Annotated in this window: 14 protein-coding genes and 5 pseudogenes; 12 read left to right on the forward strand and 7 right to left on the reverse strand. The window is 62.7% G+C overall.

Annotated elements, in window-relative coordinates; all coding sequences use genetic code 11:
* Positions 1 to 17: 17 nt before the first annotated feature.
* The 4 genes from ACQB61_RS11695 to ACQB61_RS11710 are packed head-to-tail and all read left to right on the forward strand — an operon-like array spanning position 18 to position 5529.
* Positions 18 to 1232 (forward strand): glycosyltransferase family protein, encoded by a 1215-nt coding sequence (locus ACQB61_RS11695; RefSeq protein WP_430512744.1) that lies wholly within the window; start codon positions 18 to 20, stop codon positions 1230 to 1232.
* A gap of 36 nt (positions 1233 to 1268) precedes the next feature.
* Positions 1269 to 2489 (forward strand): glycosyltransferase family 4 protein, encoded by a 1221-nt coding sequence (locus tag ACQB61_RS11700; RefSeq protein ID WP_430512745.1) that lies wholly within the window; start codon positions 1269 to 1271, stop codon positions 2487 to 2489.
* Between the two features lie 5 nt (positions 2490 to 2494).
* The gene (locus tag ACQB61_RS11705; RefSeq protein WP_430512746.1) at positions 2495 to 3604 is read left to right on the forward strand and encodes a glycosyltransferase family 4 protein; all 1110 of its coding nucleotides are present in this window, start codon (positions 2495 to 2497) and stop codon (positions 3602 to 3604) included.
* Entirely contained in the window at positions 3604 to 5529 is a 1926-nt protein-coding gene (locus ACQB61_RS11710; RefSeq protein ID WP_430512747.1) for a glycosyltransferase, read from the forward strand. The genes ACQB61_RS11705 and ACQB61_RS11710 overlap by 1 nt, the downstream gene beginning before the upstream one ends.
* Positions 5530 to 5536: 7 nt before the next feature.
* Here ACQB61_RS11710 and ACQB61_RS11715 read toward each other — a convergent pair whose 3' ends face one another.
* The 3 genes and pseudogenes from ACQB61_RS11715 to ACQB61_RS11725 all read right to left on the reverse strand — a co-directional run bounded on the left by ACQB61_RS11715 (position 5537) and on the right by ACQB61_RS11725 (position 7724).
* Positions 5537 to 5980 carry a Fur family transcriptional regulator gene (locus ACQB61_RS11715; protein ID WP_430512748.1) on the reverse strand — a complete coding sequence of 148 codons (444 nt, stop codon included), beginning with the start codon at positions 5978 to 5980 and terminating at the stop codon, positions 5537 to 5539.
* A 26-nt stretch (positions 5981 to 6006) separates the two neighbouring features.
* Positions 6007 to 6827, reverse strand: a pseudogene (locus ACQB61_RS11720) (metal ABC transporter permease).
* Positions 6817 to 7724 (reverse strand): annotated as a pseudogene (locus ACQB61_RS11725) (ATP-binding cassette domain-containing protein). The pseudogenes ACQB61_RS11720 and ACQB61_RS11725 overlap by 11 nt, the downstream one beginning before the upstream one ends.
* Positions 7725 to 7877: 153 nt before the next feature.
* Between ACQB61_RS11725 and znuA the strand changes: the two are divergent.
* A pseudogene (gene znuA, locus ACQB61_RS11730) lies at positions 7878 to 8917 on the forward strand (zinc ABC transporter substrate-binding protein ZnuA).
* Positions 8918 to 8997: 80 nt separating this feature from the next.
* Here znuA and cysN read toward each other — a convergent pair.
* The 3 genes and pseudogenes from cysN to pcaQ all read right to left on the reverse strand — a co-directional run bounded on the left by cysN (position 8998) and on the right by pcaQ (position 13003).
* The gene (cysN, locus tag ACQB61_RS11735; protein ID WP_430512749.1) at positions 8998 to 10935 is read right to left on the reverse strand and encodes a sulfate adenylyltransferase subunit CysN; all 1938 of its coding nucleotides are present in this window, start codon (positions 10933 to 10935) and stop codon (positions 8998 to 9000) included.
* A gap of 2 nt (positions 10936 to 10937) precedes the next feature.
* Positions 10938 to 11843: a sulfate adenylyltransferase subunit CysD gene (gene cysD, locus ACQB61_RS11740; protein ID WP_430512750.1), complete on the reverse strand. Its 906-nt coding sequence runs from the start codon at positions 11841 to 11843 to the stop codon at positions 10938 to 10940.
* Positions 11844 to 12084: 241 nt separating this feature from the next.
* Positions 12085 to 13003: pseudogene (gene pcaQ / locus ACQB61_RS11745) on the reverse strand (pca operon transcription factor PcaQ).
* 128 nt (positions 13004 to 13131) lie between these two features.
* Here pcaQ and pcaD point away from each other — a divergent pair.
* The 5 genes and pseudogenes from pcaD (at position 13132) to ACQB61_RS11770 (ending at position 17289) form a co-directional block, all read left to right on the forward strand.
* Positions 13132 to 13926, forward strand: a complete 795-nt coding sequence (gene pcaD, locus ACQB61_RS11750) for a 3-oxoadipate enol-lactonase (protein WP_430512751.1) — start codon at positions 13132 to 13134, stop codon at positions 13924 to 13926.
* Between the two features lie 30 nt (positions 13927 to 13956).
* Positions 13957 to 14363: pseudogene (pcaC, locus tag ACQB61_RS11755) on the forward strand (4-carboxymuconolactone decarboxylase).
* A complete protein-coding gene (gene pcaH, locus ACQB61_RS11760) occupies positions 14360 to 15112 on the forward strand; it encodes a protocatechuate 3,4-dioxygenase subunit beta (protein WP_430512752.1) in 753 nt (250 codons plus the stop codon). Before pcaC ends, pcaH begins: the two are co-directional and overlap by 4 nt.
* 3 nt (positions 15113 to 15115) lie before the next feature.
* On the forward strand, positions 15116 to 15742 hold the full coding sequence (gene pcaG / locus ACQB61_RS11765; RefSeq protein WP_430512753.1) for a protocatechuate 3,4-dioxygenase subunit alpha: 627 nt from the start codon (positions 15116 to 15118) through the stop codon (positions 15740 to 15742).
* 206 nt (positions 15743 to 15948) lie between these two features.
* Positions 15949 to 17289 (forward strand): 3-carboxy-cis,cis-muconate cycloisomerase, encoded by a 1341-nt coding sequence (locus ACQB61_RS11770; protein ID WP_430512754.1) that lies wholly within the window; start codon positions 15949 to 15951, stop codon positions 17287 to 17289.
* Between the two features lie 224 nt (positions 17290 to 17513).
* On the opposite strand, the gene ACQB61_RS11775 is transcribed toward ACQB61_RS11770, so the two are convergent.
* A complete protein-coding gene (locus ACQB61_RS11775; protein WP_430512755.1) occupies positions 17514 to 18920 on the reverse strand; it encodes a LysM peptidoglycan-binding domain-containing protein in 1407 nt (468 codons plus the stop codon).
* Between the two features lie 243 nt (positions 18921 to 19163).
* Here ACQB61_RS11775 and ACQB61_RS11780 point away from each other — a divergent pair, with 243 nt between their 5' ends.
* Both ACQB61_RS11780 and ACQB61_RS11785 read left to right on the forward strand, forming a co-directional pair.
* Positions 19164 to 19769: a TIGR00730 family Rossman fold protein gene (locus ACQB61_RS11780; protein ID WP_430512756.1), complete on the forward strand. Its 606-nt coding sequence runs from the start codon at positions 19164 to 19166 to the stop codon at positions 19767 to 19769.
* 227 nt (positions 19770 to 19996) lie between these two features.
* Positions 19997 to 21244, forward strand: coding sequence for a diguanylate cyclase (locus ACQB61_RS11785; RefSeq protein ID WP_430512757.1), 1248 nt, complete (start codon positions 19997 to 19999; stop codon positions 21242 to 21244).
* Positions 21245 to 21264 lie beyond the last annotated feature (20 nt).

Genomic DNA, 21264 nt, shown 5'->3' on the forward strand with positions numbered 1-21264 from the left:
CATGCACGCGGGGGCACATGAAGTCCGAATCGCCACGAATCCTGATCTACAGCCATGACTCCTTTGGCCTCGGGCATCTGCGCCGGTGCCGTGCCATTGCGCAATCGCTGGTCGGCAAGTTCGATACCCTGTCGGTCCTGATCCTGTCTGGCTCGCCCATCATCGGCAGCTTCGAATTCCGCTCGCGTGTGGACTTTGTAAGAATTCCTGGCGTCATCAAGCTGCGCAACGGGGAGTACACGTCCCTGTCGCTGCATCTCAACATCGACCACACGCTGGAGATCCGCTCGTCCATCATCGAGCACACTGCGCAGGTCTTTGCCCCGGACATCTTCATCGTCGACAAGGAGCCTCTTGGCCTGCGCGGTGAGGTGCTGGGCACGCTGGAAATGCTGAAGAAGGCCGGCACCCGGCTGGTTCTGGGGCTGCGTGACGTGATGGATGACCCGCAGATCCTGCAGCAGGAGTGGGAGCGCAAAAACGTGCATCCCGCCCTGGAAGACCTGTATGACGAACTGTGGGTCTACGGCCCCGAAGGTATGTGCGATCCACTGGCCGGGATCGACCTGCCGGAGTCCGTCTTCGACAAGATGCTCTACACCGGCTTCCTGCGCCGAGAGATGCCCAAGGGCGCAAAACTGTCCGAACCCCTGCCCTTTGGCGATGAGCCCTTCATTCTGGTCACGCCCGGCGGCGGCGGTGACGGGGTGGAAATGGTGGACTGGGTGATGCGGGCCTATGAATCGCACGGACGGCCGCTCTTTCCGGCCCTGATCGTGCTTGGCCCCTTCATGCCGGCGGCGGCCGTCGCGGATTTCATGGCGCGCGCCGAGCAGCTGCGCGACGTGCATATCATGCGCTTCACGCCACAGATCGAGCCTTACCTTCAGGCGGCAACAGCCATTGTCGGCATGGGCGGATACAACACCTTCTGCGAGATCCTGTCCTTCGATAAGCCGACGCTGCTGGTGCCGCGGATCATCCCGCGCCGGGAGCAGGCGATCCGCGCTGCTCAGGCAGAGGAAAAGGGACTGCTGACGGTGCTGCCGATCGAGCGGTATCCAGAAGTTGAGCCCATGCTGAATGCGCTTGCAGCCCTGCCCGGACAGGCCCGTCCATCCTCAGCAGGCGTTGACAATCTGCTTGGCGGCATCGAAGTGATCGAGACCCGCGTTGAGGAAATCCTGTTCACCCGCCCCCGCTTCCAGCAGCCGCGCCGCTCCGCCGTCTGAGCGCGCCCTTTCCGATCAAGACCAGAGGCCTGTTCCATGTCCCGCATTGCTGTTGTCGTGAAAGGCTATCCGCGCCTGTCGGAAACCTTCATCGCGCAGGAAATCCTCGGGCTGGAGCGCCGGGGCATCGGCCAGCTGATCGTCGCACTGCGCAAGCCTTATGATCCCTTCATTCATGAGCTGCACCGGCAGATCAGTGCCGAGGTGCTGTATCTGCCGGAATATCTGAAGGACGATCCAAAACGGGTCGCCCGCGCCCGCCGCTGGGCGGAACACCAGCCCACCTATGCCGCCGCCCGCGCTCTGTTCGAGGCGGACCTGAAGCATGAGAGCAACGCTGGACGGCACCGGCGCTGGGGTCAGGCCTGCGTCTTTGCCCATGAGCTGCCGGAAGACGTGACGTGGATCCACACTCACTATCTGCACACGCCCTGTTCAGTGGCGCGCTATGCGGCACATCTGTCCGGGCGCGGCTGGTCTTTCTCGGCCCATGCCAAGGACATCTGGACAAGTCCAGAATGGGAGCTGCGCACCAAGCTTGATGATGCTGCGTGGGGTGTCACCTGCACTTCGGTCAACGTTGATTACCTGCGCAGCCTTTCCGCCGACCCTTCCAAGGTGGAGCTGGTCTATCACGGGCTGGACTTCACCGGCTTCCCTGAACCTTCAGGACGCCCCTCGACCCGTGATGGCACCGGCGAGCCGGTACGGCTTCTCTCCGTTGGACGGGCCGTGGCCAAGAAGGGATACGATGACCTGCTGTCCGCCCTCGCCCGCCTGCCGGCGGGGCTGAACTGGCACTTCACTCATATCGGCGGCGGCGAACTGTCCAACAGCCTCAAGGCGCAGGCAGAGAAGCTTGGCCTGTCCGCCCGCATCACCTGGATGGGCGCACGCCCGCGTGAGGAGGTGATTGCAGCCTCCCTTGACGCTGATCTCTTCGTCCTGCCATCCAAGGTGACGAAAAGCGGAGACCGGGACGGCCTGCCCAACGTGCTGATGGAGGCTCAGTCCATGGGCCTGTGCTGCCTTTCCACCGCCGTTTCCGCCATTCCGGAGCTGATCGATAACGGAGCAACCGGCATTCTGGTGCCTCCGGCAGACCCCGCAGCTCTGGCAGAGGCGATGGCCCGGCTGATCACCACACCGGCCCTGCGTGATGACCTGGGCCTGGCCGCCTCGCGCAAGGTGCGGGCCGAATTTGCCACCGCACCGGGACTGGACCGGCTCGCGGTGAAATTCAGGTCGCTGGTCTGACCGGGATGCGCGCCGCCTTCTATGCGCCGATGAAGCCTGCCGATGATCCGGAGCCCTCCGGCGACCGGACCTTTGCCCAGCTCATCCTGCGGGCGCTGGAAGCAGGCGGCCATGAGACCCGGACCGCCAGCCGGCTGAAGACATGGCGCGCCGCGCCGGAAGACCTGCCGCAAGCTCAAGCGGCAGCGCAGGGCGAAGCAGAGCGGATCATCAAAGACTGGGAAGCCGAAGGCTGGCGGCCGGATGTGTGGGTGACCTATCACCTTTACCACAAGGCCCCGGACTGGCTTGGCCCTGCCGTATCGGACCATTTCGCCATTCCCTATGTGGTGCTGGAAGCAAGCCGTGCGCCCAAGCGCCAGACCGGCCCATGGGCCCTCGGCTTTGCCGCTGCCGATGAGGCCCTTCAGCGCGCGGATGCGGTGGGGGCAATCCACTGGGCCGATGCTGGCTGCCTTGAGCCGGTTCTCGCACCAGACGTGTTGCAACTCTTTCCGCCGTTTCTTGATGCAACGCCGTTCCTGAAACCGCGTCCCACCCGGCCCGGCGAAGGCGCTGTGCGGCTACTGGCCGTTGGGATGATGCGCCCCGGTGACAAGGAAGCTTCATACCGGGTTCTGGCCGAGGCGCTGGCGCAGTTGATGGACCTCGACTGGGAGTTGACCCTCGTTGGCGATGGCCCTTCCCGTGAAAATCTGACGCCGCTTTTCCCCTCTGCCCGCTGCCACTTTGCCGGAGCCCTGCCGCCGGAAGCGCTGCCGCAGCACTATCTTTGCCATGACGTTTTCGTCTGGCCAGCCATCCGCGAAGCCTTCGGCTTTGTCTTTCTGGAAGCGCAGGCAAGCGGTTTGCCGGTAGCAGGCGGCGCCACCTTTGGGGTGCCGGATATAGTTGAGGATGGCCGCACCGGGCTTCTGTCACCCGAAGGCGATGCGTGCGCCCTCGCCGCCAGCCTGCGCCGCCTGATCCTGAACCGCCCCCTCCGCACTGCAATGGGAGAGGCTGCCCGTGCGCATATTCTGGCGCGGCATGATCTCGGCGCAGGCGCTGCCCGTCTCGATGCCCTTCTCCATTCGGCGCAAAAGCACTATCTGGGTGTGAGGACGAAACCCTGATGACCAAGACACCCAGCCAATCCCTTCACGCCTTCATCCACGTTCAGCACCTTCTCGGCACTGGCCACGCGGTGCGGGCGGCAGCCATCGGGCAGGCGCTGGCGGCACGCGGCGTATCGGTGACGCTTGCGACCGGCAACACCCTGCCGCCGACGCTGGATGTCAGCGGGCTTAATGTCATCACCCTGCCCCCGGTGCGCAGCCCCGATGCGGTGTTCAACCGGCTGGTGACACCGGAAGGCGCTGAGATTGACGAGGCATGGATGGCCCGCCGGGCCGAGGCCACGATGGCTGCCTTCACGGCACGGCCAGCCGATATCCTCCTGACCGAAACCTATCCCTTTGGCCGCCGCCAGTTCGAGTTCGAGCTGGCCCCGCTCTTGGCCCATGCAGGCGCATTGCCGCAGCGTCCGCTGATCGCCAGTTCCATCCGCGACATTCTGGTGCGCAAGCAGCAGCTCTGGAAGGAAGAGTGGATGGCGGATCAGGCACTGGCCTCCTATGACCGGGTGCTGGTTCATTCCGATCCGGACTTCGTCGAGCTTGGTGACAGCTTCCCTTTCGCGGACCGCATAGCCCACCTTGTGCGCTACACCGGCTATGTCAGCACGGACGGACGGCCCGAGGCGCCCGGCGAAGAGGGCCTGGACGAGGTGATCCTCTCCTGCGGCGGCGGCGCTGTCTCCGCCTCCCTGATTGAAGCGGCTCTTGGTGCCCGCGCCCTTTCCACCCGCGCCGGAGATGCACGCTGGCGGCTGCTGGTGGGACACGACGTGGACGCGGAAGCCTTTGCCTCCTATGTGGCACGCGCAGCGGATGGCATGATCGTGGAGCGGGCAAGGCGGGATTTCCCGAACCTTCTTGCCCGCGCAAGACTGTCGGTCAGCCAGGCCGGCTACAATACGGTGCTGGATATCCTGCGGGCAGGTGTGCCCAGCGTGCTCGTGCCCTTTGCACAGGTGAAAGAGACCGAGCAGACCCAACGGGCCGAAGCGCTGGCTGGCCACCGCCGCGCCGTCGTTCTGGCCGAGAAGGACCTCTCCCCGCGGCCCTGGCGCGTGCGGTGGACGAAGCCCTATCGCTCCCCCTACCGCCACCTCCGTGCGCCTTGGCGGCGCAGAGGCGAGCGCCGAAATTCTCCTCAAGGATCTGGAAGAGTTCCGCACATGACAATTGAGCTTGCCGCGTTCCGGGATAGTCTCAAGGCTCATCTCGACTGGTTTGCGGAGCGGGACCGGAAGGTGCGTCTCTGGTGGCGTGATGACGACGCCATTGAGCCCACGCCTGCGCTGGAGGCAATCCTGGGCCTTGCCCGCGCCCACAAGGTTCAGGTGGCCCTTGCCGTCATTCCCCGCACGGCGACGCAAGCGCTGGCGCAGCGGCTGGCGGATGATCCCCATGCTGTCGTGCTGCAACATGGCTGGCAGCATCTCAACCATCAGCTCAAGGATCTTGGCGAAAAAGCCTCCGAGTTCGGCTCGCGGCGGGACAAGGCGGAAGCTTTGGCAGAGTTGAAGGAGGGCTTTGCCCGGCTTGAACAGCTTTTCGGGCCGCGCTTCGTTCCGGCCATGGTGCCGCCCTGGAACCGGATTGCCCCCAGTATTATCCGCCTTCTGCCAAAGGCCGGGCTGACTGGCCTGTCCACCTTCACATGGCACTATCACGGCCCGCATGTGGTGCAGGCGCATGTGGACATCATCAAATGGAAGAAGGACAGACGCTTCATCGGCTGGGAAAGTGCACGCGAACGGCTGGACCTTCAGCTTCTGCGCCGCCGCAACACAGACGGTGAGCCACTGGGCATCCTCACCCATCACCTCGTTCATGACGAAGGATGCCAAGCGTTTCTGGAAGAGTTTCTCGCCATTGCCGCGCATCACCCCGGCGCGGCCTGGCCGGACGTGCCTGGGCTTTTCCAGGAATAAGCAAACGTCACTGCGCGGCGGCAGCCTCACGGCAGGTGCTGCAAAGCCCGCGCAGCTCGATCACCGTCTTCTGAAGAGCAAAGCCTTCGCCCTTGGCCCAGCCGCCAAGACGGCGGGAAATCTCCTCGTCAGCAAACTCGGTCACTGACCCGCAAGTTTCACAGATAGCAAAGGCCGTGCTGGCGTGGTCCTCGCAGGAGGGGTGGCGGCAGGCCACGAAGGCATTGAGGCTTTCCAGCCGGTGCACCATGCCCATTTCAACGAGCTTTTCGAGCGCCCGGTAGACCTGCAGCGGCGCACGGAAGCCTTCCACACGCAGCTTGTCGAGGATAGTGTAGGCGGTCAGCGGCCCATGCGCCTCTTCCAATGCGCCAAACACGAGGTTCTGATTGCGCGTCAGGCCGGAGCGGTCGTGGTGATGGGGGTGATGATGGTCATAGTGGTCACTCATCGTCGTTTCCTTCTCTCCGCCGCCGGTCAGCCCGCACTGTCAGTGCTGCGCTTGCGGCCCAGCATCGCCCGGACCGGAAACAGGCTTACACCGAAAAGCAGCATCGCCGCCACCACGATGGACGGTCCGGAGGGCGTGTCGAAGTCCAGTGAGGCAAAAGCCCCATGACGACGGCGCAAGCCCCCACCAGCGCGGCAATGATGGCCATCTGCTCCGGTCCGGAGGAAAGCCTGCGGGCCGTTGCGGCAGGAATGATCAGCAGTGCCGTGATCAGCAGAACGCCGACAATCTTCATGGCAATGGCAATCACGGTCGCCATGAGCACCATGAAGATGAGATTGGCGCGCTGCGGCTGCATGCCTTCGGCTTCGGCAAGATCCGCATTGACGGTGCCGGCGAAAAGCGGACGCCAGATCATGGCCAGCACGGCAAGCACCACCGCTCCGCCGCCATAGATGATCCCGATGTCCAGCCGCGAAACGGACAGGATGTCGCCGAAAAGGAAGCCCATCAGATCCATGCGGATCCAGGTCATGAAGGCAAGGCAGACGAGGCCCAGCGCCAGCGAGGAATGGGCAAGAAGGCCCAGCAGCGCATCGGAAGACAAACCGCCTCGCCGTTGCAGCGTGAGCAGCAGCAGCGACACCAGCGTGCAGATGACGAAGACCGCCAGCGTGATGTTGATATTCAGCAGGAACGCCAGCGCCACACCCAGCAGTGAGGCATGGGACAGCGTGTCGCCGAAGTAGGCCAGCCTCCGCCAGACAATGAAACAGCCAAGCGGTCCCGCCACAAGCGCAACGCCGATGCCGGCCAGAATGGCGCGGGTGAAAAAATCATCCAGCATGGCGCCCGTCCTCTTTCATGCCGCCACAAGGCTCTGCGCCCGCTTCATGGGTGTGGTCATGTCCATGGTGATGGTGCTCATGATGGTGATGATCATGCCCGTGGTCATGATGGCCATCGCCCGGATGGCAACTGTCGGTGACAGAGCCATCTGCATGGCGCACGCGTCCGTCGGGCAGATGCTCGTGATCATGGCTGTGCTCATAAACCGCCAGCGCCCCGGCAGCACGGATGCCGAAGAGTTCGCGGTAGGCGCTGGAACGGGCAACATTGACCGGCGTGCCCCGGCAGCAGACATGGCCGTTGAGGCAGATGACCTGATCGGTAGCCGCCATCACCACATGCAGGTCATGGGAAATCATCAGGATTCCGCAACCGATCCGGTCCCGAAGATCCTTGATCAGGTCGTAAAGCAGGATCTCGCCGTTGTAATCCACCCCTGCACCGGCTCGTCCAGGACGAGGAGGTCTGGCTTGCGGGCAAAGGCACGCGCCAGCAGTGCCCGCTGCATCTCTCCGCCCGAGAGATTGCGCATCTCGGCCTTGATCAGATGGGCGATGCCGGTGGCGGACAAGGCCTCAAGGGCTTCAGCCTCGGACAGCGGCGAGGTGAGCCGCATGAAGCGGCCAACCGTCAGCGGCAGCGTCCAGTCGATGGCAACCTTCTGCGGCACATAGCCAACGCGCAACCCGTTCTTCCGGGTGGCGGAGCCCTCCGTTGGCACGATGATGCCGAGGGACATCTTGGCCGTGGTGGACTTGCCGGACCCGTTGGGGCCGATCAGCGTGACGATTTCACGCGGAGCCACGGTCAGATCGACGCCGCGCACCAGCCAGCGGCCGTCGCGCTGCACGCCCGCATTGGACAGTTGGATGAGATTGGAACCGCTGGGAGACAAGCCGGTTGCTTTCCAGTGTGAGGATCGGGGTTGCGGGGACTTATCTCATACGTTATACGGTCACGCAAACGATGTAACAACATAACATCACAAGTTCTGCCTGACGCACCTCCCGCGCCGGGCCTTTCCCCCGAGGACTGAAGGAGACTTCGCATGTCCCAGACTTCCCGAACCGGCTCGAAGAGCCGCCTTGTCCGCGCAGCAATGGCCGGGACGGCCCTGATGCTGCTTAGCCTCTCCCCTGCACTCGCCGCGCCCAAGGTCGTCACCTCGATCAAGCCGGTGCAAAGCCTTGTTGCCGCCGTCATGGATGGCGTGGGCGAACCTGCCGTCATCGTTGACGGTGCCGCCTCGCCGCATACCTTCGCGCTGAAGCCCTCGACGGCCAAGCTGATCGCAAATGCGGATGTCGTGTTCTGGGTCGGGCCGGAGCTGGAGCCTTTCCTGGAAAAGCCGCTGGAAACGCTGGGCGAAAAAGCCGAGGCCATCGAACTTTCGGAAGCGCCGGGCGTCAAAAAGCTGCCAGTGCGCGAGAATGCAAACTTCGAACCGCACCACCACGGCGATGAAGAAGGCGAAGCCGGTCACGAAGGCCATGATCATGGCTCAGAGGGCAAGGAGGCAGCTGGCCACGATCACGGTCATTCGCATGACCATGGTCACGAAGACGGCGAGTTTGACGCCCATGTGTGGCTGGATCCGGAGAATGCCAAGGCCATGGCAGATGACATTGCCCACCACCTGTCTGAAGCCGACCCGTCAAATGCAGCCACCTATGCTGCCAATGCCAAGATCCTGAAAGAGAAGCTGACGGCGCTTGAAACCGAGCTGACTGCGGAGCTGGAGCCAGTCAAGGACAAGCCCTTCGTCGTCTTCCATGATGCCTACCAGTATTTCGAAAACCGCTTCGGCGTGCGGGCAGCTGGCTCCGTCACCCTCAGCCCGGAAGTGCAGCCGGGTGCCGAGCGCGTTGCGGCCCTTCAGGCCAAACTGAAGGACCTGGGTGCCGTCTGCATCTTCTCCGAGCCGCAGTTTGAGCCCAAGCTCGTGAGCGTGCTGATTGAAGGCACGGATGTGCGCACCGGCGTTCTCGACCCCTCGGCGCGGATGCGGCCAATGGCAAGGACCTCTATTTCGAGGTTGCCCGCAACATGGCCGCCTCACTGAAGACCTGCCTCTCCGGCCAGGGCTGATCGCGTAAACAAGGCAGAGCCGAAACACCAAGGGCGCGGAGATGATCCGCGCCCTTTATCTTGTCCGGAGCATCCGGAACTCAGATGCCGTCACCGCCTGTGAAATAGCCGGTTGCAGGAATGAGACCTTCACGGCGCAGGTAATGCAGCACCTCTTCGGCCAGCGCCTCCGGGTCGCGCCCTGCCGTCCTGAGATGCAGCTCCGGCTTCTCCGGGGCCTCGTAGGGGCTGCTGATGCCAGTGAAATTCGGGATCTCCCCGGCTACTGCCTTGCTGTAGAGCCCCTTGGGATCACGCGCCTTGCAGTCTTCCAGCGGAGTATCAACGAAGATCTCGACAAACTCGCCCGGTTGCAGCAAGTCTCGCGCCATCTGGCGTTCGGCCTTGAAGGGCGAGATGAAGGACACCAGCGTAATCATGCCCGCATCAGTGAACAGCCGTGCCACCTCGGCAACCCGGCGGATATTTTCCACCCGGTCGGCATCGCTGAAGCCCAGATCCCGGTTGAGGCCGTGGCGCACGTTGTCACCGTCGAGGACATAGGTATGCCGGCCTTCCAGATGCAGCTTCTTCTCCACGATGGAGGCGATGGTTGACTTGCCGGAGCCTGAAAGGCCGGTGAACCACAGCACCACCGGCTTTTGCCGCAGGCTTTCGCTGCGTGCCGCCTTGTCCACATCCAGTGCCTGCCAGTGAATGTTGTTGGCCCGGCGCAGCGCATGAGCCACCATGCCCGCTCCCACTGTCGCATTGGTCATGCGGTCAATGAGGATGAAGGCTCCCATAGTACGGTTAGTGCCGTAGGCCTCGAAAGCGGCTGGAGCCGCGAGCGAAATGTTGCAAAGGCCGATCTCGTTCAGCGCCAGCGTCTTGGCTGCCGTCTGCTCGAAGGTGTTGACGTTGATCTTGTGGCGGATGTCCGTCACCGACGCGGTGAGCGTACGCGCGCCCATCTTCAGCAGATAGGAGCGGCCCGGAAGCAGGGCGTCCTCTGCCATCCAGATCACATTAGCCGAAAGCTGGTCTGCCACGTCCGGGCGGGACTGAACGGGAGCCAGTACATCACCCCGGGAAATATCGATCTCGTCCTTCAGGACAATGGTGACGGCTTCACCGGTGCCTGCGCTCTGCACATCACCATGAGTTCCAAGAATACGCGTAACCGTCGATGTCTTGCCTGAAGCGGCAACAACCAGTCCATCGCCAACGGCCACGCGCCCGCTGGCGATGGTGCCGGAATAGCCGCGGAAGTCGAGGTTCGGACGGTTCACCCACTGCACCGGAAACCGGAAAGCTTGACCGGTCCCGGCAAGGCTCACATCGACGCTTTCCAGATGCTGAAGAAGCACCGGACCGTCGTACCAGGGCATGCGGGCGCTGCGGGTGGTGACGTTATCGCCGTAGCGGGCAGAGATGGGAATCGCCTGCAGCGTCTCAAACCCGAAGCTCTGGGCCAGCTCTTCAAACGCTTCCCGGATCTCGTCGAAACGGTCCTGCGAGAAGTCGACCAGATCGATCTTGTTCACTGCCAGCACCGCGTGGCGGATGCCCAGCAGAGACGCAATGAAGGCATGACGGCGGGTCTGGGTCATCAGCCCGTGACGGGCATCCACCAGCAGAACGGCGAGGTCGGCGGTGGAAGCACCGGTCGCCATGTTGCGTGTGTATTGCTCGTGGCCCGGCGTATCGGCGACGATGAATTTGCGCTTGTCGGTGGCAAAGAAGCGGTAGGCGACATCGATGGTGATGCCCTGCTCGCGCTCAGCCTCAAGACCATCAACCAGCAGGGCAAGGTCCATGTCCTCGCCCACGGTGCCGTGCTTGCGGCTGTCCTTTTCGAGTGCCGCCAGCTGGTCCTCGAAGATCAGCTTGGTGTCATAGAGCAGGCGCCCGATCAGCGTTGACTTGCCGTCATCCACGCTGCCGCAGGTGAGGAAGCGGAGCTGGTCCTTGTTTTCCTGCGAGCGGATATAGTCGAGCACGGCCTCTTCGGACGTGAGGTTTTCGGAAAAATCCATGATCAGAAATACCCCTCGCGCTTCTTCTTTTCCATCGAGGCGCTGTCGTCGTGGTCAATCAACCGGCCGGAGCGTTCGGAGGTGCGGGCGATCAGCATCTCGCGCAGGACTGCGGGAAGCGTATCAGCCTGTGATTCAATCGCGCCTGTCAGCGGATAACAGCCGAGTGTGCGGAAGCGGACAGACTTTTCCTCCACCGTCTCCCCGGCCCGCAGCTTCATCCGGTCGTCATCGACCATGATCAGCATGCCATCGCGCTCCACCACCGGGCGGGTGGCAGCATAATAGAGCGGCACCATGGGGATGTTTTCCGCCAGGATGTACTGCCAGATGTCCAGCTCGGTCCAGTTGGACAGCGGGAAGGCGCGGATGGATTCACCCTTCGCCACGCGGGCGTTGTAGAGGTTCCACAATTCCGGCCGCTGGTTCTTCGGGTCCCATGTGTGGGCTGCCGTGCGGAAAGAAAAGACGCGTTCCTTGGCCCGGGACTTTTCCTCGTCGCGCCGTGCGCCGCCAAAGGCCGCATCGAATCCATATTTCGTCAGCGCCTGCTTCAGCGACTCGGTCTTCATGATGTGAGTATGGACCTGCGAACCATGGTCGAAGGGACTGATGTTCTGCGCCAGCCCATCAGGGTTGGTGTGAACGATCAGTTCCAACCCGAGCCGCTTCGCGGTTTCGTCGCGGAAGGTGATCATCTCGCGGAACTTCCAGCCCGTGTCCACATGCAGGAAGGGGAAAGGCGGCTTGGAAGGATAAAAGGCCTTCATCGCCAGATGGAGCATCACGGAGGAGTCCTTGCCGATGGAGTAGAGCATCACCGGATTGCGGAACTCTGCCGCCACCTCCCGGATGATGTGAATGCTCTCCGCCTCAAGACGCCGGAGATTGCTGAGCCGGTCTGACATGCGATTGCCTTTCCCTCTTTCCGGCCGCTGGCTGAAGCACCGGAAACGTGGGCGAGAGACTACCGGGCACAGCTTCCGGGCATAAGAAACAGTTTTGCGCAGAATGCGGGATGCAGGACCTTTAGTGCCGCCTTTTGCGGTTCTGGGAGAAATCCCTTCGGCAGCATCAATTCATGCCCGTGATAAGGGCGCGGGCTTGGACTCAGGCCGCACCTGCCGCAGCCGGGCATGTATCAATCGGTCAGCGCGCCTTTTCAGCGGCAAAACGCAGGCAGGCCTGCATGAGGATCAGCGCCGGTGTCGGCGGCGTGTCGGCGCGGGTGGTCAACCCCACGGGGCCCAGCGTTTCCGCCGTCTTCACCGGCAGTTCGACAAGATCGCCATTGGCAATGTCGCGGGCAACCACGCCGCTGGAAATGATCCACACAGCATCGCTGTCCAGCGTATAAATGCGCCCGAAGGTGTCGGAGATTGTCTCCACCCGCTTTGGCAAATGGGTGACGCCGTTGGCAATCAGCAGCCGCTCCACATAGGGCCGTATGATCGCCTCTCGCGTTGGATAAAGCACGGTGTAATCCGCAATCCGCAACAGGTCTGCCAAAGGTTCGTCCAATAGCGGATGCCCACGGCGCACCACAAGCGACACGCTTTCGGAATACAGATGCGTAAAGGAGAGGCCCTGCATCTGTTCAGGATCCGCAAGCCGCCCGACAACCAGGTCCAGTTCGCCCACTCTCAGACGGCCCAGCAGAAAACGGTTCGGCCCAGTTTCCATGGTCAGCACCGTGCCGATGGCTTCTGCCTCGAAACGCTGCACCGCCTCCGGAAAGATACGCGCCGCAACGCTTGGCAGGACCCCTACATTCAGGAACGAGATCCCCCGACATGCGCGCCTGCGCCACGCTGTCGAGCCCCTGCTTCAGCGCAGCGAGGCTCGCTCCAGCATAATGCAGCAGCACGTCGCCGAACTGGGTCAATTCCACACCCTTGCGCGAGCGCTCGAACAGGCGCACGCCCAGGATTTCCTCCAGCTCCTTCAGTGTCTTGGATACGGCCGGCTGAGTGATGGCCAGCGCATCGGCCGCCTTCACGAGGCTTCGCCTGCGAGCCACTTCCAGAAAGCACTGGATGTGGCGGTATTTCACCCGGCCATCAATGATCATCCATTCCCTCCGGTTATGCTGATTATCTGATTTGTCATTTTACATAACCGATGAATGAATGAAATAGTCTGCCCCAGGAGAGGACGCGCCACGCAAGTGGATCGCGGCAAGAGGGAGAGAGTGCGTTGCAGATGATCCGCGCAAACGGTGTGTGCCTGCATGTGAGCGACAGCGGCGAGCGGCACTTGCCCGTTATCGTTTTCGCCAATTCGCTTGGCACGGACTTCCGCTCATGGGACCAGGTGGCGGCGCATTACTCCGGCAAGTTCCGCATCCTGCGCTATGACATGCGCGGCCACGGCCTGTCCGAATGCCCCGATGGCCCCTATTCCATTGAGGATCTCGTCGCCGATCTCGATCAGCTACTGGCCGCGCTCGGCATCACCTCTGCAATCGTCGTGGGTCTGTCCGTGGGCGGACTGGTGGCACAGGGGCTGGCGGCGCTGCGCCCCGGTCTGGTTCGGGCCGCCGTCTTCAGCAATACTGCTGCCAAGGTGGGCACGGCCGAAATGTGGAGCCAGCGCATCGCAGCGATTGAAGCGGGCGGGATCGCCTCACTCTCGGAGCCCATTCTGGAACGCTGGTTCTCTGCCGCCTTCCGTCAGAGCCGCCCGGACGAACTGACCGGCTGGCGCGCCATGCTCACCCGCACCACGCGGGAGGGCTACATTGGTATCTGCCATGCGCTGGCTGGCGCCGATCTCACCGCCTCCACGGCAAAACTGAAGCTGCCGGTGCTGGTGATTGCAGGCAGCGAAGATGGATCGACCCCGCCGGATCTGGTGCGCGGCACCGCCAACCTCATTGAAGGCGCCCGTTTCACCCTCATCGATGGCGCCGGACATATCCCTTGTGTCGAGGCGCCAGAGGCCTTCTGTGCTGCCGTTGATCGTTTCCTTGAGGAGCATTCCCTTGTCTGACCGTTCCCCGGCTCTCGCCATGCCACCGGCATGAAGACCCGCCGCTCCGTTCTGGGTGATTCCCACGTGGACCGGGCCATTGCCAATCAGACGCCCTTTGACGAGGATTTCCAGACACTGATCGTGGAAAGCGCATGGGGCACGGTCTGGGCCGATGACAGCCTGACGAAGCGCGAGCGCAGCCTTGTCACCATTGCCCTGCTGGCCGGGCTCGGCCACCATGAGGAACTGGCCATGCACGTGCGGGCCAGCGCCAACACGGGAGCCAGCGCGCGCGACATCCGCGAGGCGCTGCTGCATGTGGCGATCTACGCGGGGTGCCCGCGGCCAACACCGCTTTCAAGATTGCCCGCGAAACCCTCGCCGCCAATGGGCGGATGGGCGAAGTGGAGGAAATGCGCAAACCTGCTGATCTGGACCAGGGAGGCCAGTCATGAGCGAGAGCCCAAACAATTTTCCGCGCCCGGGACTGGGCGACTACTACCAGCGCGAATTGTCGATGCATCCGCCTGCCTATGCGCCAGGCTACAAGAGCTCTGTCCTGCGCTCGCCGCAGAAGGCGCTTCTGTCGCTGGAACAGGGCATGGGCGAGATCACAGGTCCGGCCTTCAACCACAACGACCTCGGTCCGCTCGACAATGACATGATCCTCAACTACGCCAAGACGGGAGAGCCCATCGGCGAGCGGATCGTGGTGCATGGCCGCGTGCTGGACGAGAACGGGCGCGGGCTGCCGGAAGTGCTGGTGGAAGCCTGGCAGGCGAATGCTGGCGGGCGCTACCGCCATAAGAAGGACACCTATCTCGCCCCGATCGACCCGAACTTCGGCGGCTGCGGCCGCACCCTGACGGACGAGAACGGCTACTATTTCTTCCGCACCATCAAACCGGGGCCCTACCCCTGGCGCAACTACATCAACAGCTGGCGCCCGGCCCATATCCATTTCTCGGTGTTCGGTCATTCCTTCACCCAGCGCCTGATCACCCAGATGTATTTCGAGGGCGACCCGCTGATCGACATCTGCCCGATCGTCAAGACCATCCCGGATGCTGGCGCTATCGAGCGGCTGATCGCCCCGCTGGACATGAAGGCCTCTGCCCCTCTCGACTACCGGGCCTACCGCTTCGACATCGTGCTGCGCGGCCGCCGCTCCACGCTTTTCGAAAACCGTCTGGAAGGAAACTGAGCCATGGTTCTGCCGCTTCCCTATCTTCAGGAAACCGCCAGCCAGACGGCAGGCCCCTATGTCCACATCGGCCTTGCCCCGCAGGCGGCCGGGTTCGACATTTTCGAGAAGAACTTCTCCCATGTGGTGGCCGGGCCAGACACGCGCGGCGAGCGCATCCGCATCGAGGGACGCGTCTTCGACGGCTCCGGCACGCCGCTGAAGGATGTGCTGATCGAAAGCTGGCAGGCCAACAGCGATGGCCGCTACAACCACCCCGAAGACAAGGGGCCGGGTCAGCTTGACCCTGACTTCCGGGGATGGGGCCGCAGCTGCTCGGATTTCGACACCGGCGTTTTCGTCATCGAGACCATCAAGCCCGGCTCCGTCCGGTGGCGGGATGGGCGTCCGCAGGCCCCGCACATCAGCCTGTGGATCGTCGCACGCGGCATCAATATCGGCCTCAATACCCGGCTCTATTTCTCCGATGAAGAAGAGGCCAATGCCAAGGACCCGGTCATCAACCTCGTGGAACACCCGGTGCGCCGCAAGACGCTGATCGCCCAGCGCGGGGAGCGGAATGGCGAGGTGGTCTACACCTTCGACATCCACATCCAGGGCGAAAACGAGACGGTGTTCTTCGACATCTGATCGCAGGCGGGCAAGATACGGTCCTGACCAGGGGTGATTCACATAGCCCTCAAACCCTGATCAGGCACCGTGCATGGGGCCGGGCCACCCCGGCCCGGCCCCAGCTTTTTCTACGAAGCTCCGGCGCCCGGCTCGCCCTTGGCGGGCCCTTGTCATTCCGGTACCAATACGCACCAGCGCCATTTCCGGCCGCAACAGGGACAGCTATGACCGTCAGCCCCTTCGATTCTCCTCTCCTGTCCGGCCTTTTGCAGGATGGCGAAACCGCTGGCCTGTTCAGTGATGCAGCCGCCCTTGCAGCCATGCTGGAAGTGGAGGCGGCGCTAGCGCTGGCGCAGGGCGACTGCGGCCTTATTCCGCAAGAGGCGGCGAAGGCGATCAGCGCAGCGGCTAGGCGCCTGAAACTGGACCCGGCAGCGCTGTCGGCCGCCACCGCGCAGGATGGCGTGCCTGTGCCTGCACTGGTCGCGGCCCTGCGCAAGGCAGTGCCGGCCGAACATGCCCCCTTCGTCCATTGGGGCGCGACCAGTCAGGACATTGCAGACACCGGCCTGGTGCTGCGGCTGTCGCAGCTGGCAGACCTTTTCGAGACCCGCCTGCGTGATCTCGCCAGCCTTCTCTTGCGCATGGCTGAGGCGCACCGGGCAACGCCCATGGCGGCTCACACCCGCATGCAGCAGGCAACGCCTACAAGCTTTGGCCTGAAGGCCGCCGTGTGGCTGGCGCCGCTCCTTTACCATCTGGAGCGCCTCACCCAGCTGCGCCCCCGCTTGCTGCGCCTGTCTCTCGGCGGGGCTTCGGGTAACCTTGCCGCGCTGGCCCCGCATGGGCTTGCGGTGGAGGCAAAGCTGGCGGAGCGGCTTGGTCTCGCGATCTCGCCCGTGCCCTGGCACGTGTGCCGCGACGGGCTGATGGAATTCGCTGCCTGGTGCGCCCTCGTCACCGGCAGCCTCGGCAAGATCGGGCAGGACATTGCCCTCCTCTCCCAGAACGAGATCGGCGAGCTGCGCCCCGGCAGCGGCGGCGGCTCGTCCACCATGCCCAACAAGGCCAACCCGGTGGGCGCAGAGGTGCTTATCGCCCTTGCACGCCACACCGGAAGTCAGCTCGGCACCCTGCAACAGGCCGCCATCGCCGAGTATGAGCGCAGCGGCGCGGCCTGGCTGATCGAGTGGTTGAGCCTGCCGCAGATCGCAGCCGCCACCGGCAAGGCACTCACCACCGCCACCAGCCTGCTGGACAGCCTCGTCATCGACACCGCCCGCATGCGAGCCAACATTGAGGCGAGCAACGGCCTGCTGCTGGCAGAGGCCGCCAGCTTCGCGCTCGCCGCCACCATGCCCCGTCCGCAGGCGCAAGATTTGGTAAAGAAAGCCTGTGCTACAGTCCTGTCGACCGGCACTCATCTCTTCGATGTGCTGGCCGCAATGACCCCGGTTCCCGGTGACTGGAGCACCCTCAAGGACCCTGCGCTCCACATGGGGGAATCGGCGGCGCTGATCGACCGGATTGTGGAGTCAGCTCAGGCACTTGGCCTTGAGAGCTGAGAGACAGATTCGGCTTCTTCACAAAATGATTCAAGCACTTGGCATTCTGAATCCGGTTTTCCGGCCAAATCGGGGTGGGTGATTCATGTTGCCCGTGCAAGCGCTTGATGCCGTTGAGTCAATGCATTGAGGTGAGGAGTCAGCGGGCGCTTGCCGCAGCCTGAAAAGGCAACGGGACGCCAGTTTCCCGGCGTCCCGCAAAAAGATCAGGCTGCAGCCTCAGCTTACTTCGCTTCTGTCTCTTCCGGCTCCGCCCCCGGTGTCAGGAACACCTGTCCCGGATAGATCAGGTCCGGATTGCGGATCTGGTCCTTGTTGGCCTGATAAATGGTGGTGTAGCGGAAGCCCGAGCCATAGAGGCGGCGGGAGATGTTCCAGAGATTGTCGCCCTTGCGGATGATGACATTCGGCATCTGCTGAGTGACTTCGGCCTCAGCCCCGCCCTCTGGCTTGGCTTCTTCCACCTTGCTGAGAATGATCTCCTGCGGCTCGGCCTTGCGGAAGGACACGGCAGCGCGGGCAAGCACTGCACCGGTAACTGGGTCCACATGGTCGGCACGCACTTCCACATCGCCAACCGGCACCTCTGCCGTGGCTTCCAGCAGCCAGCGCCCTTCCCCGTTCGCCTTCGTCTCGCCAACGAGAGCATCCGCCACATAGATACGCAGCAGCGCATCCGCCGTGCTGGTTCCAGCCACGTAAAGCTTACCATCTTCAGATTCGACCGCTTCCACGGTGACCGGCGCGATGACGGGCTTGACCTCTGCCGCCGGGGCCTCTGCGGGCGTGGAAGTGGCGGCAACCGCAGGGGCGTCGGCCGCCGGTTCTGTCTGTGGTGCAGATGAAGGCGCAGCCTCTGGCGCAGCTGCCGGCTGCGGGCTGTCAGCGGCAGGAGCAGGAACTGCAGCAGGTTCCGGAGCAGCTTCAGCGGCGGCAGATGGAGCCGGTTCAGGCACAGGTGCTGCAGCAGGCTCTGGTGCTGCAGCAGCTTCAGGCTTGGCTTCCTCTGGCTTGGGTTCTGCCTCGGCGCTCGCCACCTCAATGGCGGCGGGCTGCTGAAGCACGCTGGACGGAGCATCCGGGCTGTTCAGGACGATGAGAGGGCGCTCCTTGCCCGAACCGTACAGGGAAACGGTCAGCCGCTGCTTTGACTCGACGATCCTCCCGTCAGGCATTTCCATGCGCAGCTGCATGTCATAGTCGCCGGGCGCCAGGGGATTTTCGGGAACCATTGACCATTCCCCTGCCTCATTGGCAGTGGCGGTACCACTCACTTCACCATTGGCAAGAAGAGAGACTTTGGAGCCTGGGGCAGCACGCCCTGCGATGACCGCAGCACCATCCGGTTCAATGCCTGCAACGTCAAAACTGGGCGCCTCAGGTTCGGGCAGTGTTGCCGGTGCCGGTTCTGCCGCAGGGGCTGCCGTGGTGGGTGGCTGCGGTGCTGCCGGGGCGGCTGGCGCGGGGGCAGGAGCGGCTTCGGGGGCCGGCGCCTGCACACCAGGCTGAGGCGCAGTTGCCGTCTGCTGGGGCGCTCCCGCGTCCTTCCGGCTCAGATAGCCTGTCACAAGCGCAATGATCCCTACAATCACAGCGATGACCAGACTGACGGTAACCCCTTTACGTGTCATTTCAGACCCCAAACCCTGATTGGAGGTGCGCAAGCTCTCTTCAACGGCCGCACAACTCGCCCCCTGCCACATGCCCGGCTGCATCAGACAGCCATTTTCTGAACAGTTCCCCAGCGTTTCACGAAGAACACCACAAGATCTAGCAGATTCGCCGCAAAAACGGCTTTTTGCACAAGGCGCGCAAGCCTTGTTACCGAAGGCAATGCTTGACCATGGCTGTCTGCCAATGCCAAACACTTTCGCATGACGAATCTCAAAAGCATCTGTGTCTATTGCGGATCAAGCTTCGGCCATGACGCAACCTATCTGGACGCTGCCCGCAGTCTTGGCCGGTTGATCGGCGAGGCCGGACTGTCGCTTGTCTATGGCGGAGGTTCCGTTGGCCTTATGGGCGCCGTCGCCAAGGCCGCGCTCGACCATGGCGCACAGGTGACCGGTATCATTCCAGAGTTTCTGGAGCAGCGCGAAGTCATGCTGCATGAGGTGAGCGATCTCATCGTTACCCGCGACATGCACGAACGCAAGAAACTGATGTTCCAGAAGTCAGACGCTTTCGTTGCGCTGCCCGGCGGCGTGGGAACGCTGGAAGAGGTCGTCGAAATGATGACCTGGGCTCAGCTCGGCCAACACCGCAAGCCCGTGCTGCTCGCCAATATCAACAGCTTTTGGTCGCCTTTGCTGCAACTTCTGGATCACATGCGCAACGAGGCATTCATCCGCCCTGAACAGGACGTGCCCTATCTGGTCACGGGGGATATCAGCAGCATTATTCCGATGCTGGCAAAGGCCTGCGGGGAACAGGAAACGGCTCAAGCCCTTGAAGCCGAAGCAGGACTCGAGAACTTCTAATCCGCATATCCGTATAATTGCGGAAAACCTCGCTCTGCGTGTGCGGCTCTTCCACGCACGCAGCCACCTGCACATCTTGTCAAACTATTGATATTCTGGACTTTTCCCACCAGGTCGGTTCGCAGACACGTCCCTTAGTTGAGAAAATTTGACGCCTCAGGATAACTCTTTGTTTGGGTTTTGCCGGTCACACTCCGCCTCACTTTTATCAATGCCGGCGGACAAAAATGCAAAAGATCCTTCTCGTCGAGGATGCCGCCTTCTTTGAGAAGGCAGCGCTCAAGAAGCTCGCTGAGATCGGAGAGCGCCGGGTCAAGGTGGCACGGAACCTCGCACAGGCTGCCGCGCTGCTTGAGGGCGGTGCAGAGGCCTTTGATCTGGCGCTTGTCGACCTCACCCTGCCGGATGCTCCGGACGGTCAGATCGTGGATCTGTGTATCGCGCATAATGTCCCGACAGTGGTCTTCACCAGCCGCTTTGAACCCAGCCTGCGCAAGGCCATGCGGGACAAAGGGGTGCTCGACTACATCATCAAGGACAGCCCCTCCAGCCTCGACTATCTTGGCGATCTGGTGCAGCGGCTGGGCCGGAACTCGTCCATTGGCGTGCTGGTCATCGATGACGCAGTGGTCGAGCGGACCTATATGAGCGAGACGATCGCCCGCCACCGCTACAAGATATTCATGGCCCGATCCGCCAAGGAGGGCATGCAGTATCTGCAGGATTTCCCGGAGATCCGGCTGGTCATTGTCGATTACTTCATGCCCGAGGAGGACGGCTTCTCGTTCCTGAAGGCAATCCGGCGCAAACGCAGCCGGGAATCCCTTGCCGTTATCGGTATCTCCGGCTCGGAAGACATGGAGAACCGCATCCGCTTCCTGAAGTACGGCGCCAGCGATTTCCTGCACAAGAGCTGCCCGCCGGAGGAGCTTCTGCTTCGAATCTCCCAGAATCTCGACGTGATCGACCGGTTTGCCGATCTCAGCGACCGCAGTTTCCGGGATGCTCTGACCGGCCTATACAACCGCCGTTTCCTGTTCAGTGAAGGCATCCGGCTGGCGTCGGAAGCACAGGACCGCGGTGAAGTTCGCTGGCTGGCCCTGGTTGACGTGGACAAGTTCAAACATGTCAACGACACCTACGGTCACGAGGCCGGAGACCGGGCATTGATTGCCCTTTCTGACGAGCTTCTGCGGCTGGCCGGTGAAGACGGTCTGGCGGTACGGCTGGGCGGCGACGAATTCTGCGCGGTACTGTCCGGAGAGAACGAAGCAGAAGTTACGACCCGGCTGGAAGCGTTCCGCTGCCGCCTTCAGAACCTCGACATCACGTCAGGCGGGCAGACCTTCCGCATTGCCGCCAGTATTGGCCTGTCGGTCATTCCGGGACACGATCTGTCCGAAGCGATCCGAACCTCAGATGGCCGTCTCTATTCCGCAAAGGATGCCGGCCGCAACCAGCTGGTTGCCTCCTGACCCTTCGCGCCAGCCCCTGC

Origin of the sequence: Pannonibacter phragmitetus (assembly GCF_050510895.1) — a bacterium.
Classification (GTDB): Bacteria; Pseudomonadota; Alphaproteobacteria; order Rhizobiales; family Stappiaceae; genus Pannonibacter; species Pannonibacter phragmitetus_B.